This is a genomic window from Bradyrhizobium sp. 61 (assembly GCF_023073075.1).
GTDB lineage: Bacteria > Pseudomonadota > Alphaproteobacteria > Rhizobiales > Xanthobacteraceae > Bradyrhizobium > Bradyrhizobium barranii.
This window is the reverse complement of sequence record NZ_JADPIU010000056.1, coordinates 49576-65155: the sequence shown is the minus strand read 5'-3', so window position 1 is coordinate 65155 and position 15580 is coordinate 49576. Positions and strand designations below refer to the sequence as shown.

Annotated in this window: 12 protein-coding genes; 4 read left to right on the top strand and 8 right to left on the bottom strand. The window is 64.4% G+C overall.

The window, feature by feature from the left end:
* Nucleotides 1-19 precede the first annotated feature (19 nt).
* The 5 genes from IVB46_RS20075 to IVB46_RS20055 all read right to left on the bottom strand — a co-directional run bounded on the left by IVB46_RS20075 (nucleotide 20) and on the right by IVB46_RS20055 (nucleotide 6294).
* Complete coding sequence (locus IVB46_RS20075) at nucleotides 20-1303, bottom strand: ABC transporter substrate-binding protein (RefSeq protein ID WP_208070463.1); 1284 nt, start codon at nucleotides 1301-1303, stop codon at nucleotides 20-22.
* A gap of 47 nt (nucleotides 1304-1350) precedes the next feature.
* On the bottom strand, nucleotides 1351-2424 hold the full coding sequence (locus tag IVB46_RS20070) for a branched-chain amino acid ABC transporter permease (RefSeq protein WP_071912027.1): 1074 nt from the start codon (nucleotides 2422-2424) through the stop codon (nucleotides 1351-1353).
* A gap of 3 nt (nucleotides 2425-2427) precedes the next feature.
* Nucleotides 2428-3321, bottom strand: a complete 894-nt coding sequence (locus IVB46_RS20065; protein WP_014493866.1) for a branched-chain amino acid ABC transporter permease — start codon at nucleotides 3319-3321, stop codon at nucleotides 2428-2430.
* 223 nt (nucleotides 3322-3544) lie between these two features.
* On the bottom strand, nucleotides 3545-5476 hold the full coding sequence (locus tag IVB46_RS20060) for a long-chain fatty acid--CoA ligase (RefSeq protein ID WP_247309743.1): 1932 nt from the start codon (nucleotides 5474-5476) through the stop codon (nucleotides 3545-3547).
* Nucleotides 5473-6294 carry an ABC transporter ATP-binding protein gene (locus IVB46_RS20055; protein ID WP_014493868.1) on the bottom strand — a complete coding sequence of 274 codons (822 nt, stop codon included), beginning with the start codon at nucleotides 6292-6294 and terminating at the stop codon, nucleotides 5473-5475. The genes IVB46_RS20060 and IVB46_RS20055 overlap by 4 nt, the downstream gene beginning before the upstream one ends.
* 335 nt (nucleotides 6295-6629) lie before the next feature.
* Between IVB46_RS20055 and IVB46_RS20050 the strand changes: the two genes are divergently transcribed.
* Nucleotides 6630-7304 carry a Crp/Fnr family transcriptional regulator gene (locus IVB46_RS20050; RefSeq protein WP_208089500.1) on the top strand — a complete coding sequence of 225 codons (675 nt, stop codon included), beginning with the start codon at nucleotides 6630-6632 and terminating at the stop codon, nucleotides 7302-7304.
* On the opposite strand, the gene IVB46_RS20045 is transcribed toward IVB46_RS20050, so the two are convergent.
* Nucleotides 7301-8551 carry an MFS transporter gene (locus IVB46_RS20045; RefSeq protein WP_175618111.1) on the bottom strand — a complete coding sequence of 417 codons (1251 nt, stop codon included), beginning with the start codon at nucleotides 8549-8551 and terminating at the stop codon, nucleotides 7301-7303. The two genes, IVB46_RS20050 and IVB46_RS20045, sit on opposite strands and share 4 nt — an antisense overlap.
* A gap of 290 nt (nucleotides 8552-8841) precedes the next feature.
* On the opposite strand from IVB46_RS20045, the gene IVB46_RS20040 reads away from it, so the two are divergent.
* Both IVB46_RS20040 and IVB46_RS20035 read left to right on the top strand, forming a co-directional pair.
* Nucleotides 8842-12162 carry an adenylate/guanylate cyclase domain-containing protein gene (locus IVB46_RS20040; protein WP_208087780.1) on the top strand — a complete coding sequence of 1107 codons (3321 nt, stop codon included), beginning with the start codon at nucleotides 8842-8844 and terminating at the stop codon, nucleotides 12160-12162.
* A 21-nt stretch (nucleotides 12163-12183) separates the two neighbouring features.
* Nucleotides 12184-12864 (top strand): redoxin family protein, encoded by a 681-nt coding sequence (locus tag IVB46_RS20035; RefSeq protein ID WP_208070465.1) that lies wholly within the window; start codon nucleotides 12184-12186, stop codon nucleotides 12862-12864.
* Between the two features lie 17 nt (nucleotides 12865-12881).
* On the opposite strand, the gene IVB46_RS20030 is transcribed toward IVB46_RS20035, so the two are convergent.
* Entirely contained in the window at nucleotides 12882-13721 is an 840-nt protein-coding gene (locus tag IVB46_RS20030; RefSeq protein ID WP_166099615.1) for a uroporphyrinogen-III synthase, read from the bottom strand.
* Between the two features lie 174 nt (nucleotides 13722-13895).
* On the opposite strand from IVB46_RS20030, the gene purU reads away from it, so the two are divergent.
* Nucleotides 13896-14759 (top strand): formyltetrahydrofolate deformylase, encoded by an 864-nt coding sequence (gene purU, locus IVB46_RS20025; protein WP_166099612.1) that lies wholly within the window; start codon nucleotides 13896-13898, stop codon nucleotides 14757-14759.
* Between the two features lie 125 nt (nucleotides 14760-14884).
* On the opposite strand, the gene IVB46_RS20020 is transcribed toward purU, so the two are convergent.
* Nucleotides 14885-15169 (bottom strand): hypothetical protein, encoded by a 285-nt coding sequence (locus IVB46_RS20020; RefSeq protein WP_166099607.1) that lies wholly within the window; start codon nucleotides 15167-15169, stop codon nucleotides 14885-14887.
* Nucleotides 15170-15580: the final 411 nt, after the last annotated feature.

Genomic DNA, 15580 nt, shown 5'->3' with positions numbered 1-15580 from the left:
ATGACGTCGGAGATAGCGCTCACCACCCCAGCAATTCCGGCTTGCGCGGCAGCTCGACGGTCTTGACCTTCTCGAGCTTGATCGTGCCCTTGGCCATGAGATCATTGAGGTCGCCGTCGGTCGCACCCGCGATCTTGGTGCGATAGAGGTCGACCTTCAGCGTGCCGCGGTGGTCCTTGTCGGTCCAGGTCGAGGCATTGCAGACGCCGTCCATTCCGGCCGGCACCCAGTCCTTCTTCTGGTAGAAGCCCTTGGCGACGTTCTCGCCGGTCGCCCCGCCGTTCTTGGCAGCCCAGTCGAGCGCCTCCCTCATGTAGAGCGCCGAGCAGACCGCCGCGATGTAATGCACGGGCCGGTAGACCTTGCCGGTGGGGTCGGACATCTTGGAGATCTCCATCACCGTCTTCATGCCGGGCGCATCGCCGCCCCAGCTCACTGCGGTGCGCAGCGGGAAGATCACGCCGTTGGCGGCATCGCCGGCGGTCTTGGCGGCGTTCTCGTCCATGCCCCAGACATTGCCGAGGAACTGAATCTCGACGCCGGCGGTCTTGCAAGCCTTCAGGACGGAGATGTTGGAAGCCGCGGTGTTGCCGAGATAGGCGTAGTTGGCACCCGAGGATTTCAGGCTCAGGCACTGCGCGCTGTAGTCACCCGGTGTGAGCGCGAACACCAGCGGCGGCAGCACCTCGAAGCCGAGCTCCTGCGCCATGGCTTCGCCTGCGGCCTTCGGCGCGTTCGGATAGGGGTGGTTGGCGCCCATGTGCACGAACTTCGGCTTGCCGGGCTTGCCCTTGGCCTTCCAATCCTCGGCCGCCCACATCAGCATCGCGCGCAGCGAGTCCGAATAGCTCGGGCCGTAGAAGAAATTGTAGGGCGCGGGCTTGGCCTTGCCGCTGACGCCTTCGGGATCGGTGAGGGCTGCGGCATAGGAGCCGGAGAGGTCGGGGATCTTGTCCTGGGCGAGGAAGCCGGTCAGCGCTTCGGTGTCTGCGGTGCCCCAGCCCATGATCGCGGCGACCTTCGAGTCCGGCGCCGACCATTTCTTGTAGAGCGCGATCGCGCGCGGCACCTGGTAGCCGTAATCGTTGGTATCGACGCTGAGCTGCTTGCCGCCGACGCCGCCGTTCTTGTTGACCCAGGCGAAGGTGTCGGCGACGGCCTGGCCGTAGGGCGTGCCGACGTCGGAGGTGCCGCCGGAATAATCGGCGAGATGGCCGATCGCGATCTGCGCCTGCGCGCCGGCCGAGAATGCGGCGATCGCCAGCGCGAGCGATGCAGTGCTCAAAAGGGATTTTGTCTTCATTGGTTGCCTCCTCCTGTTTATTAGTTGGTTAGCGAGTTTGCCCGTGCTCAATGCGAGAACGGGTAGAGTTTCCAGTACGCCTTGATCTGTCGCCAGCGATGGGCAAGCCCGTCCGGCTCGAACATCAGGAACGCGATGATGATCACTCCGATCGCGATCTCGCGCAGGAAGGTGATGTTGGTGTTGAGGGACAGCGCCTTGTCGATCGCGCCGCCCTTCAGGTACAGGCTGATGAATTCCATCGTCTCGGGCAGTAGCACTACGAAGGCGGTGCCCATCAGCGTGCCCATGATCGAACCGGTGCCGCCGATGATGATCATGGCGAGGAACAGGATCGAGCGCTCGATGCCGAAACCCTCCTGCGAGACCACGAGCTGGTAGTGGGCATAGAGCGCGCCGGCGATGCCGGCGAAGAAGGCGGCGAGGCCAAACGACAGCGTGCGGTATTTGGTGAGGTTGATGCCCATGATCTCGGCGGAGAGATAATGGTCGCGTATCGCCACCAGCGCACGGCCGTCGCGTGTGCGCATCAGATTGGTGACGAGGACGTAGCTCGCGACCACATAGGCCAGCACGACATAGAAATACTGTCTGTCGCCGCGCAGCGTGAAGCCGAAGATCGAGAACGGATTGGCGCTGGCGGGCACCGAGCCCCCGGTGAACCACTCTGCGCGGGAGAAGAAGTCGAGCAGGATGTATTGCGCCGCCAGCGTTGCGATGACGAGGTAGAGCCCCTTCAGTCGCGCCGCCGGGATGCCGAAGATCAGCCCGACCAGCGCGGTGACGACGCCCGCAAGCGGGATCGCGAAGAACACCGGGATCGGCGCGTTGTTGGAGATGTAGGCCGAGGTGAAGGCGCCGAGCAGGAAAAAGGCGGCATGGCCGATCGAGATCTGGCCGGTGAAGCCGACCAGGATGTTGAGGCCGAGCGCCGCGATCGAGAAGATGCCGATCTGGATCAGGATGCTGAGCCAGTACCCGCCAAGGAGTTGCGGCACGAGGCAGAGCAACAGCACGCCGATGATCGCAAAGTTGCGGCTGGTCGTGGTCGGGAAGATCGTGGTGTCCGCCGCGTACGAGGTGCGGAAATCACCAGCAGGGATGAGGGCAGGGCCGGCCATGGATCAGATCCGCTCGATGTCGTGGGTGCCGAACAGGCCGTAGGGCTTGATCATCAGCACGATGATGAGGACGTAGAACGGTGCGATCTCGTAGAGATTGCCCCAGTGCAGATACTCGCTGTCGACATATTGCGCGATGTTCTCGAGCAAGCCGATGATGATGCCGCCGAGCACGGCGCCGCCGACGGAATCGAGCCCGCCGAGGATCGCCGCCGGGAACACCTTGATGCCGTAGGCCGCAAGTCCCGAGGACACGCCGTTGACGACGGCGACCACCACGCCCGCGACCGCCGACACTGTCGCGGAGATCGCCCACGCCATCGCGAACACGCTCTTGACGGAGATGCCGAGCGACTGCGCGACCTGCTGGTTGAACGCGGTGGCGCGCATCGCGAGGCCGTATTTGGAGGCGCGGAAGAACCAGGCCATGCCGATCATCATCGCGACCGAGACCACGAGGCTCATGACATAGACGGTCTGGATCTGAAGCCCGAGCAGGCTGACCGACTGGCTCTCGAACACGCGCGGGAACGGTTGCGGATTGACGCCGAACATCCATTTCAGCGTGGCCTGGAGCACGGTCGAGAGGCCGATCGTCACCATGATCACCGAGATGATGGGTTCGCCGATCATCGGTCTCAGGATCAGGACCTGGATCGCGATGCCGAATACGAACATGAACACCAGCGTCATCGGCATGCCGATCCAGAACGGCACCTGGTACTTCGCAAGCAGCGCCCAGCACACCCAGGCGCCGACCAGCAGCAGTTCGCCTTGCGCGAAGTTGACGACCTGCGTCGCCTTGTAGATCAGCACGAACGACATCGCGACCACGCCATAGAGCGTGCCGACCACGAGGCCGTTGACCAGGAGCTGGATGAGGAAGGCGGTGTTCATGTCGATGTCCGCGCAAAATGCAGAAGCGATGACGGTGCACCCTCTCCCCTTGTGGGAGAGGGTGGCTTCGCGAAGCGAAGCCGGGTGAGGGGTTCTCTTGGCAGCGACGGTGCGGAGAGAGGACCCCTCACCCGGGCGAGGGTGTGGCCAGCGGCGGAGATGCCCTCTCCCACAGGGGGAGAGGGCGCATCGGCTGGCAGCGCGGTCTCGGTTCGAAGCAGGCTCACTCCGCGGCCTCCGCCATATGCCCATGCCCGCCGAGATCCACCACGCGCAGCGTCGTTCGCACGCGTTGCGTGGTGCCGTCCTGGAAGCGGATCACGGTGTCGACGGGGATGTCGGCATCGCCGCGGTAGATCGCGTTGATGATGCCTTCGTATTTCTCGTTGATGACGCTGCGGCGCACCTTTCGGGTGCGGGTGAGCTCGCCGTCGTCGGCGTCGAGCTCCTTGTAGAGCAGCAGGAAGCGCGAGATGCGTTGCGCCGGCGGCAATGTGGCGTTGACGGTCTCGACTTCCTTCTTGAGCAGCGCGTAGACCTCGGGCCGCGAGGCGAGGTCGCTGTAGGTCGTGAACGAGAGCCGGCTCTTCTCCGCCCATTTCGAGATGATGGAGTAACGGATGCAGATCATCGCCGCGAGCGCGTCGCGGCCGGCCCCTAGCACCACGGCCTCCGCGATATAGGGCGAGAACTTCAGCTTGTTCTCGATGAACTGCGGCGAGAAGCGCTCGCCGCGCGAGGTCTCGGCCAGGTCCTTGATGCGGTCGATGACGACGAGCTGCTTGTTATCGTTGAAGTAGCCGGCGTCGCCCGACAGCATCCAGCCGTCCCTGATGTCGGCAACGCTCGCTTCCGGGTTCTTGTAATAACCCAGGAACATGTGGGGATGCCGCACCACGATCTCGCCGACGCCGTGGACGTCGGCATTGTCGATGCGGATCTCGACGCTGTCGGCCATCGGCACGCCCGTCGTGTCGGGATCGACCTTGCCCTCGGGATGCAGAGTGTAGGCCCCTAGCAGTTCGGTCTGGCCGTAGAGCGTGCGCAGCGGCACGCCCATGGCCTGGAAGAACTTGAAGGTATCAGGGCCGAGTGCCGCGCCGCCGGTCGCGGCCGAACGCAGGCGGGTAAAGCCAAGGCGGTCGCGGAGCGCGCGGAACAGGATTGCGTCGGCAAAGCTCGAACGTTTGCCGTCTGCGAGCGCGGCGAGGCCGCTTTTCATGCCGATGTCGAACAGGCGCTGCTTGAAAGGCGTCGCGTCCATCACCTTGGCGCGGACGTCGGCGGCGATGGATTCCCAGACGCGCGGCGCAAATAGCACGAACGTCGGCGCGATTTCGCGCAGATCGTTCATCATCGTGTCAGGCTCTTCGACGAAGTTGATCTTCATCCGGCACAAGAGGCCTTTGCCGAGCACATAGACCTGCTCCATGATCCACGGTAGCGGCAGCACGGAGACGTATTCGTCGTCCGGCCCTTTCGGATCGAAGGCGAGATAGGTCGCGCAATGGCCGAGCACGCGGCCGGCGGCGAGCATGGCGAGCTTCGGGTGCGAGGTGGTGCCCGATGTTGTGCAGAGAATCGCGACATCCTCGCCCTTGGTGGCATCGACGAGGCGATCGTAGAGCTCCGGCTCACGCGTGGCGCGGCCGCGGCCGAGCTCGGCGAACGCTTCCGCCGACATCAGTCTGGGATCGTCGTATTTCCGCATGCCGCGCGGATCGGAATAGATGATGTGCTTCAGCCGCGGGACCCGCTCGGCAAGCGCGAGCAGCTTGTCGACCTGCTCTTCGTCCTCGGCGAAAACGACCTGCGCCTCGCCATAGTTGAGGAGGTAGGAGGCTTCCTCGTCCAGCACGTCGCGATAGAGCCCAAGGCTCAATCCACCGATGGCGTGGGTTGCCACTTCCGCCGCGACCCAGTCCGGCCGGTTGTCGCCGATGATGCCGATGACGTCCTCGCGCCCCAGGCCCAATTCGATGAGGCCGAGCGCGAAGTCGCGTACGCGGGTATGGTAGTCATTCCAGGTGAAGACGCGCCAGAGCCCGAGATCCTTTTCGCGCAACGCGATCTCGTTGCCGTGCTCCCTGGCATTGAGCCGCAGCATCTTCGGATAGGTGTCGGCCTGCGCGACGCGGCCCGCGTAATCCATCATGCCGCACTCTCCTGCGCTGGCGGAGCATCGTCCGGGTCGACCAGCACCTCGTCCTCCTCGCCGAGATAGGCGCGCCTGACGTGGGGATCGGCGAGCACGGCGGCCGGATCGCCCTCGGCGATCTTGCGGCCGAAATCGAGCACCATGACGCGGTGGGAGATGTCCATCACCACGCCCATGTCGTGCTCGATCATCACCACCGTCATCCCGAACTCCTCGTTGAGGTCGACGATGTAGCGGGCCATGTCCTCCTTCTCCTCGAAGTTCATGCCGGCCATTGGCTCGTCGAGGAGAATGAGGCGCGGCTCCAGCGCCATGGCACGGGCGAGCTCGACGCGTTTGCGCAGGCCGTAGGAGAGGGTGCCGGCTTGCGCCTTTCGCACCGACTGGAGATCGAGGAAGTCGATGATCTCCTCGACCTTGCGGCGGTGCTCGAGTTCCTCCTTGCGCGCGCCGGTGAGCCAGTACAGCGATCCCGTGAGAAAATTGTTCTTCAGGAGGTGATGGCGCCCGACCATGATGTTGTCGAGCACGCTCATGTGGTGGAACAGCGCCAGATTCTGGAAGGTGCGGCCGATGCCGAGCGTGGGGCGCGCGTTCGGCGTCAGCCCTGTGATGTCGCGGCCGCGGTAGAACAGCTGGCCCTCGGTCGGCTTGTAGCGACCGGAAATACAATTCACGATCGAGGTCTTGCCGGCGCCGTTGGGGCCGATGATCGAGAACAGCTCGCCGTCATTGATGGCAAAGCTGACATCGGTCAGCGCACGGACGCCGCCGAATCGCAAGGACACGCCGCGCACTTCGAGACTGGTAGCCACCAAACAAATCCCTCCCGGTGATGGCGCATTCAGCGGCGCTCTTCATCCGTTCCTGTCGGGCGATCCTAGTACGGCCGTGCCGGTGAGGCCATGCAGCTATTGGTCTCGACCGGCGCCGCGCCACTCTTGCTCCCGATCGGGATCAAAAGCCGCATCGCCCAAGGTGGTCCTCAATAGGGGAAAGCGCTATTTTGAAATGTCTCCCGCCTGACAATTCTGCGACAAAGTTTTTTCAGGCGGGAGTGGCCTTTCTTTCGTCGGATGGTGGTCGAAGTGGTCGTGTTGCAGTGCAGCAGAGAGATTGGGTGGCGAACGGTGCGGCTGGCTTCGGCATCATGATTTCAGAGGATCAACTGAAGCGGGTCGCCGCCTGGTCGCGCGAGCTCACGGACGCGGAGATCGAGGTCGCCCGCACCGGGATCACGGAACGGTCCTACCGCACCGGTGAGACCGTGTTCATGCGCGGCGATACGTTCAGCTATTGGGCGGGCATGGTGAGCGGCCTGGCACGGATGGGCGGGGTCTCGCGCGACGGCAAGGAGACGAGCCTTGCGGGGCTGACGGCCGGGGCCTGGTTCGGCGAGGGCAGCGTGCTTAAGAACGAGCCGCGCCGCTACGACGTGGTCGCGCTGCGCGACAGCCGCGTCGCGCTGATGGAACGCAGCGGCTTCATGTGGCTGTTCGAGAACAGCGTCGGCTTCAACCGCTTCCTGGTGCGTCAGCTCAACGAGCGGCTCGGCCAGTTCATCGGCATGCTCGAGGTCAACCGCACGCTGGATGCCACCGCACGCCTCGCGCGCAGCATCGCCTCGCTGTTCAATCCGATCCTCTATCCCGAGTCGACCGCGCATCTGGAAATCACCCAGGAGGAGATCGGGGCGCTCTCGGGCATGTCACGGCAGAACGCCAACCGCGCGCTGAACCGGCTGGAGAAGGAGGGGCTGCTGCGGCTCGAATATGGCGGCGTCACCATTTTGGATGTCGAGCGGCTGCGCGGCTACGGGGACTAGCGCGCATTTGCCGGCGCGTGGACCGGCCAGAGGTCGGCGCGCCAGCGGATCGCGATCGCCAGCATCGCGATGAAGCCTGCGGCGGCGTAGAGCGAGCCCGTCGCGGAATAGCCGATGATGTCGATCAGGCTACCGGCCGCGAGCAATCCGAGCGGCAGGCCGTAGATCACCATCATGCGGACGCCCATGACGCGGCCGCGCAGGTGTGCGCTCGCCGTCCGCATCAGGATCACGGCAGCTGAGATCATCGACATGCTCTGGGCGATGCCGGCGAGAACGAGGCAGGCCATCGCCACCGGCATGGTCCTGATCTCGACGAACACCAGCAGCATGGCGTACCAGGCCAGCGTTGCGCCGATGAGAAGCCGGGCAATGCGCAGTCCGCTGACCAGGCTGAGCGTGATGGAGCCGATCAGCGAGCCCACGGCGAAGCTCGCCGAGAGATAGCCGAGGCCGGTCTGGTCGGTATGAAAGATGTCCCGCGCGATGTAGGGCAATAGTCCGCCGGTGAAGGGAAATGCGGTGAGATTGGCCAGGAAGGCGACGCACAGCGCCGCGCGCATTCCCGGGCCGTTCCAGGCATAGACGATCCCTTCCTTGAGGTCGCCCAGCAATCGCGAGACCGCGTGGCTGTTCGCCGGAAGATCGCTCGTCGTGACGGTCCTTTTCGGCCGGGTCAGGCAGAGCATGAGAAGTGCGGCCGCGAGATACAGACAGGCGATCGCCACATAAACGAGGCCGATGCCGAGGACGGCGAACAGACCTGCGCCCGTCAGCGCTCCGGCGATGCGGGCGCTGTCCTGGGTCGTGCGCGCAACGCTGATGGCGCCCACCAGTTGCTCGGGCGGCATGATCTCGGCAAGCAGCGCGCCGCGAACGCCGAGATCGGAGGGGCGGATCAGGCCCATGAGCGCGACGATGATCATCACGCTCAGCGGCGACAAATGACCGGTCAGCGCCAGGACCATGATGGTCGACGAGAGCGCGGTATAGGCAAGGCGCATCACGACCAGGAGGTCGCGATGACCCATCCGGTCGCCGATCATGCCGAGCACCGGCGCGACCAGGGTCCCGACGAACTGCAGCGACGCAAGCACGGTGAGCAGCAGCACGGAGCCCGTCTCGACCATGATGTACCAGCCGAGCACCAGCGTCTCCACTTCGAACGCCCACGAGGTGAGCAGATCGGACGGCCACTGGAAGCGATAATTGCGGATGCGGAATGGCGCGAGTGCGGATGTGCTCAAGATGCGATGACGGGTTTCACGGCGATTCCCCCTTATTTTTGTTCTTCTGTTGGCAGGGTAGCCCCGGCCATGCCTCTGTCAATTGGCGCTACCGCATGCCGCCATGCCTGCCGACGATTTGCGGTGCGCCAGTGCGCCCGCAGCATCGCTTCGTCGCCTAGCCGATACGGAGCGGGTGATCAACCACCGCTTGCTCTTCCCGTGTGACGAGCCCATGCTTGCCTGGTTCCTGGGCCCATTCGGCAGGTCCAGGAACTCGCGCCATCGCGGCTTCCGCGAGGTCTTGACCCATGAACTGCTCTTGCTGTGGTTTAGAGGTCCAGAGCGGCTTTGCCTTCTGCCCGAAGTGCGGCACGAAGCAGCCGAACGCGTGCCCTGGCTGCGGCTTTCCATGCGCGCCGGATTTCGCCTATTGCCCGAAATGCGGTGCCTTCGTCGCTGAGGTCCCCACAGGCGGGCAGACATCGGCGCGGACGAGCCAGACGACGCTCCCGATCCAGTCCTCCTCTCCGCCGCTCGTGCCGGCGGAGGAGGCTCAAGCCGCATTTCGAGCTCCGTCGGACAAGATCGACAGCGAGGCGAACCGCCGCACCATCACCGTGCTGTTTGCTGACCTCAGCGGCTTCACTGCGATGAGCGAGCGGCTCGACCCCGAGGTCATGCAGACGCTTCAAAACGAATTGTTCGAGGAGTTGACGGCCGCGGTGCAAAGCTTTGGCGGCTTCGTGGACAAATTCATCGGCGATGCGCTGCTGGCTCTGTTTGGTGCGCCGGCGGCGCACGAGGACGACCCGGAGCGGGCGATGCGCGCTGCCCTCGACATGATCGGCCGGACGGCGCGCCTCAGCGAACGCGCGGAGGCGTATGCCGGTTCACCGCTGCTGCTCCATGTCGGCATCAACACAGGGCACGTCGTCGCGGGCGGGCTCGGGGCGGGTGTTTCCAAATCCTATTCGGTGACCGGCGACACGGTGAATACCGCCCAGCGACTACAGTCGATGGCGGCTCCGGGCGAGGTGCTGGTCGGGCCGTTGACCCACCGTCTGACGCGGCATGCGTTCTCCTATGACTCGCTTGGCGAGGTCTCGCTCAAGGGCAAGATGGGCAGCGTGCTGGTCCACCGTCTGAAGGAGCCGCTCGACACGCCCCGTGCGGCGCGCGGTCTCGACACGCTGGGCCTCAATGCGCCGTTGATCGGGCGCGACGCCGAGCTTGCGCGCCTGATCGGCAGCCTTGATCGCGCGTGCGGCGGCGCGGCTCAACTGGTGCGGCTGGTCGGCGAAGCCGGCATCGGGAAAACGCGCCTGGTCAGCGAGTTCGTCGCGCGCATCCGCGACCAGGATCGATTCGCCGGCGTGGCGATCCGGCACGCGGCGTGCTCGCCGCTCGGCGAACAATCCTACGGCACTCTCGCCGCCGTGCTGCGTAGCGCCTATGGCATCGCGCAGAAGGCGGGCGCCGTAGAGGCGGAGGCGAAGGTCGCCGAAGCGCTGTCGGAGCTTGGCCTCGCGACCGACGAGGCCGACCGCCTGATGCCCCTCTATCTGCACGTCCTCGGCCTCGGCGACCCCAACGCCGCCCTCAGGCATGTCGAGCCCGAACAGCTCCGCCGGCAGATATTCTTCGCGATTCGCACCGTCTTCGAACGCCGCCTGGCACTGTCGCCACTGCTGATCATCGTCGAGGATCTGCATTGGGCCGATGCGGTCTCGCTTGAAGCGTTGCGGTTCCTGATGGACCGACTGGAGCGGACGCGGCTGATGCTGCTGTTTACGCATCGGCCGATGCTGGAACTGGACCAGTTCGGTTCGAGCAGGATCAGTCACACAACCCTTCGGCTGCCCCCGCTTGGCGACGCCGACGGACAAGAGCTGCTCGCGGCCTATTTCAGTCACGGTTGGCGTGAACCGCCGGGAGGTCTGTTCGGTCGAATCCTCGATCGCGCCGGCGGCAATCCGCTTTTCCTCGAGGAGATCATACGCGGCCTCATCGAAGTCGGCACCCTCGAGCGCGACGGCGCGCAGTGGCGGATCAAGTCGGATGAAGCGGCCGCCGATATTCCGGCAAGCATTCAGGCGTTGTTGCTGGCGCGTCTCGACCGGTTGCCGCATCAGGTGCGCCGCCTGGCACAGGAGGCCGCCGTGATCGGCCCGCGTTTTGATGCGGTTGCACTCGGTGCGGCGGCAACCGAGCCAGCAAGGGTTGAAGCAGGGCTCGAGCTTCTGTGCGACGCGGAGATCATCGAGGAGATCGCGGGCGCGAACTCGATTTCACTGCGAACCTACCGCTTCACGCAAACCATGCTTCAGGACGTGATCTATCAAAACCTGCTTCTGCAGCGCCGGATCGAGCTTCATGGACGGATCGGCGGGGCGCTGGAGAGGCTCTATGGCCATGAGCCCGAGCGCCTCGAAGATCTCATACTGCTCGGACATCACTTCAGTCTGAGCGCGAGCAAGCCGAAAGGCGCACGCTATCTGCGCGCGGCCGGCGATCGGGCACGCGCGAGCTATGCGAACGACGATGCCATCCGTCTCTACCAACAGGCCCTCGCCGTACTGTTGACCGGCGGCGAACGGGAGCCGGAACGTCTGGTCCTGTACGAGCGGATTGCGGACCTTTGTGGCGCGGCTGGCCGCCGGAACACAGCCGAGGAGCACTATCAGAGCGCGTTGGAGGGGCACCGCGCCTTACAGGACGGTATCGGCGAAGCACGAATTCTTCGCAAGCTTGGCCGATTGCTGTGGGACGCCGGCAAGCGGATCAAGGCAGAGACGCATTACGCCGAGGCGGCCAACCTGCTTGGAGGGACCGACGCGCCCATCGAGTGGGCGCATCTCCTGCAGGAGCGCGGCCGTCTCGCGTTTCGGACCGGCGATCACGTCGCCGCCGCAAGATGGGCGGACGAGGCGCTCGGCTATGCACGGTCCGTACCGGCGGACGCGGACGAGCAGAGTGGGCCCGAGGCCGCACGTGCGATTGCGGAGGCCCTCAACACCAAGGGCGTTGCGCTGGCGCGGCTTGGACGACACGAGGAGGCAGTGCGCGAGGTGGAGCAAAGTGTTGCGGCCGCCGAAACAGCCGGCTTCCTTAACGTAGCCTGCCGCGGCTACACCAATCTCGGTGTGCTCTACACGATTGTCGACCCGGCGAAAGCCGTGGAGGTCTGCCGGCGTGGACTCGATGTCGCGCGTCGGATCGGGGATCTCGGCTTCCAGGCACGCCTCCTTGCCAATTTTGCCGTTGCGTGTTGCACCTTCACGGACAGATGTACCGAGGAAGGCGTGCCGGCTGCCGAGAAGGCGATCGAAATCGACCGGGCACTCGATCAGCGCGAACATCTCTCTGTGCCCCTGATCGTTCTCGGGCAAATCCATCAATGCCACTTCCGCCCCGATCTGGCCGCCCTTTGCTACAATGAGGCAATCGAGGTGGCGAACGAAACCGGCGAACCGCAGCAGCTCTTTCCATGCTATGATGGTCTCGCCACGCTGAGCCTTGATCGAGGCGACATGCCCGAGGCCGACCGATATTTCGCGCTGGCGCATGATGTCTGCGCCCGCCACGGGCTTGATCCCGCCGGGCTGATCGTACTGCCATTTCTTGACTAGGTCATATGAAGGAGTTCAACCATGTCAGAACTTCATGTCGACGGACCGCTTCAACCGGGCGATCGCGCACCGAACATCGTGCTGGACGCGATCACACGCGATGGAACGATCGCGCTCCAGGATTTTCGCGGGCATAGCCCGATATTGATCGGCTTGTTTCGCGGGCTGCACTGCCCGTTCTGTCGGCGCCACATCGCGGCACAGGCGCAACTTGACGCAGCCCTGCGCGACAAGGGCGTCGAAAGTCTCACGGTCGTGAACACGCCCATCGAGCGCGCGCGGCTCTACTTCCGCTATCATCCCTTGCCCAATCTGCTCGCCGCGTCCGACCCCGAGCGGGTCTCGCACCGCGCGTTCGGCCTGCCCACTATCGAGTTTACGGAGAACGAAACCGAGTGGCCGCGCAAGGTGGGTATGGACGTCGTCAAGAGCATGCAGGTGGAGGTGCCCGGCGAAACGTCGGGGTCGATGAATCGGTTGGCGGCTGCCGAGTACCTCAACAACAAGGACGGCTACGAGATGATGGAGGCCGATCAGCGCATGGCGGCAACCGGCCAGGGCCAGCTGTTCGGCCAGTTCCTGCTCGATCGCGAGGGGATCGTGCGCTGGACCTTTACCGAGGTTCCTGAAGGCGGCCACCGCATGTTCGGGGCTCCGAGCCCTCAGGAGTTGATGTCGGCCGCCTCGCAGGTGGCGAGCTAAGCATCGTCGGCTGGTGACTAACCCGCCACCTTCGGCCGTTTCTCGGCGAGCGCTGCCGCCATCGCCGAGATCAGCGGGCGCATGAAATAGTGGTCTTCCGCCGGTGCGATGTCCGTGCGCAGGCCATGGGCGGCGAGCTCTCCCGACACCGCGGGACCCACCGACGCAATCAGCGTCCGCTCCAACCCTGCGCGCAACTTCGCCTCACTGCCATGTGCCTTCGCGGCTTCCACGAGGCGGCGGACCTGGCCAAGATTGGTCAGCGCGATGGAATCGATCCGCCCCTCGGCCATGTCGTCGATGGCGGCGACGATGTTGGCGTCCGCCGCCTTTGAGTCGTAGGCATAAGGCAGCACCGTATCGACATCGGCGCCTTGCGCGGCAAGTGCGCCGGTCAGTGCGCTGTGGTCCTTGTCCGGATAAAGCTGAAGGCCGACGCGTCGCCCGTTCAAGTCGAGCCTGCCCAGTATTTCGATCACGCCCTCGGTGGTCGGCTTCTCCGTGGTCTGCTGCGCATCGAGGGAGATCTCGCGCAACGCCTTGCCGGGCTTCGGGCCGCGAGTGAATTTTCGCGATTTGGCGAGGGCTGCGACCAGAGCCTGGTCGAGACCACGGCTCCGCGCGAGCTTCATGATCCGCCGCAGGCCTTCGCCCGTCATCAGCACGAGATCGTCAAAGGGCTGGTCGATGGCGCGGCGGATCCAGGCCTCGACCGGGGCGGGATCGGGCGCGTCGTGAATAGTGAACATCGGGCACTGCACGACATCGGCACCTTGCTCCGCCAGAAGCTTTGAAAACTGCGCCTCCTCGCGCGTCTCCAGGATCAGGATGCGGTAGCCGTTCAAGCGGTCGGCCATGGGTGTGCTCCGGCGGTAAATTGCAATGGTCCGTTCATCCTGACTCCGCGCTTTATGCTGACGCAAGTCTTTGGGATCAAGTCTTGGGATTGGCGCGAGGGCGGGGTCGGTGATAGAGCAGGGCGCAAATCGCGGGTCGTTCCGCAGTCGCTGCCCAAACCTTCATCAAGAGCCATGCCCGATCATCAATATGTCCTGACCCTGTCCTGTCCGGATCGTCCCGGCATCGTCTCAGCGGTGTCGACCTTCCTGGCCCATAACGGACAGAACATTCTCGATGCCCAGCAGTTCGACGACATCGAGACCAAGAAGTTCTTCATGCGCGTGGTGTTCACCGCGGCCGATCTCGCCGTGGAGCTGTCGGCGCTCCAGACCGGCTTTGCCGCGATCGCGGAGCGTTTCGGCATGGAGTGGCAGATGCGCGACCGTGCCGCGCATCGCAAGGTGATGCTGCTGGTGTCGAAGTCCGACCACTGCCTGGTCGACATCCTCTATCGCTGGCGCACCGGCGAGCTACCGATGGTCCCGACCGCAATCGTCTCCAACCATCCGCGCGAGGTCTATGCCGGGCTCGACTTCGGCGGAATCCCGTTCCACCATCTGCCCGTCACCAAGGAGACCAAGCGCGAGCAGGAGGCGCAGATCCTCGATCTCGTCGCCGAGACCCGAACCGATCTCGTCGTGCTCGCGCGCTACATGCAGATCCTGTCGGATGATCTTTCTGCCAAGCTTTCCGGCCGCTGCATCAACATCCACCACTCGTTCCTGCCGGGCTTCAAGGGCGCAAAGCCCTATCACCAGGCCCATGAGCGCGGCGTCAAGCTGATCGGCGCTACCGCCCATTACGTCACGCGCGACCTCGACGAAGGCCCGATCGTCGATCAGGACGTCGAGCGCATCAGCCACCGCGACACGCCGGAGGATCTCGTCCGCAAGGGCCGCGATATCGAGCGGCGCGTGCTGGCCCGCGCGATCCGCTACCACCTCGACGACCGCGTCATCCTCAACGGCCGCAAGACCGTGGTGTTCATGGATTGATTGCCCGTCGTTCCGGAGCGCGCGACGCGCGAATCCGGAACCTCGAGATTCTCGGGTGCGCAATTGCGCACCATAGTTCGCCTCTGCGAGGCGTCCCGGAATGACAGCGAGATCGTTGTTGTGCCTCAGCGCACCGCGCCGCCCGACGTGGACCCCGTCGCACCCTTCTGCGCCTGCTCTTCCTTCTCGCGATCCGCCGCCGGCAGCAGCCGCTTGCGTTCGCGCTCTTTCATGTAGGCGTCGTATTGCGGCGTGCCGGGCCGCGGCGGTGCGTCGGCCGGCAGGCCGCCGGCCCATTGCGGGACGTAGTCGCCCATGCCGGCGGTGAGCTTTTCGTTGACGGTGCCGCAGCCGGACAGCCCCGCGGCGAGCGCAAAGAGGGTGAGGACGGAGCGGAAGGGCTTGAGCATTGTGCGCGCGCGAATTCAGTCAGGTTGGACGCCGGGTTAGGCTGGCGCGGGAAGAGTAGTCTTCAACAAGGTAAAATAGACTTATTCGAGGTAGGTAATTAGCTACCGATTTGCGCTGAACCGAAGACTCGCCGGTGTCCGAATTCTGCAAAAGAAAGACGAAATCCTCCATCCACGCGTCTGGTCGCTTTCTAGACTGTGGCAAGGGGCACGCGACAAACTGGCTTGGTCGGGGGCGGGGCTTTTTCGTTGACAGGTCCATTTTATTTGTACAATCGTACAAATAGGAGCGGCCAGGATCGGGGGCTCGGGTTACCCCGACGTAACCACGGCATCGCTCCCGTCGTCGGCCATCGGGACGCGCGGCTTGCGCCGAATGGTCGCCAAACGTCCGATTGACAATAAGGGCGC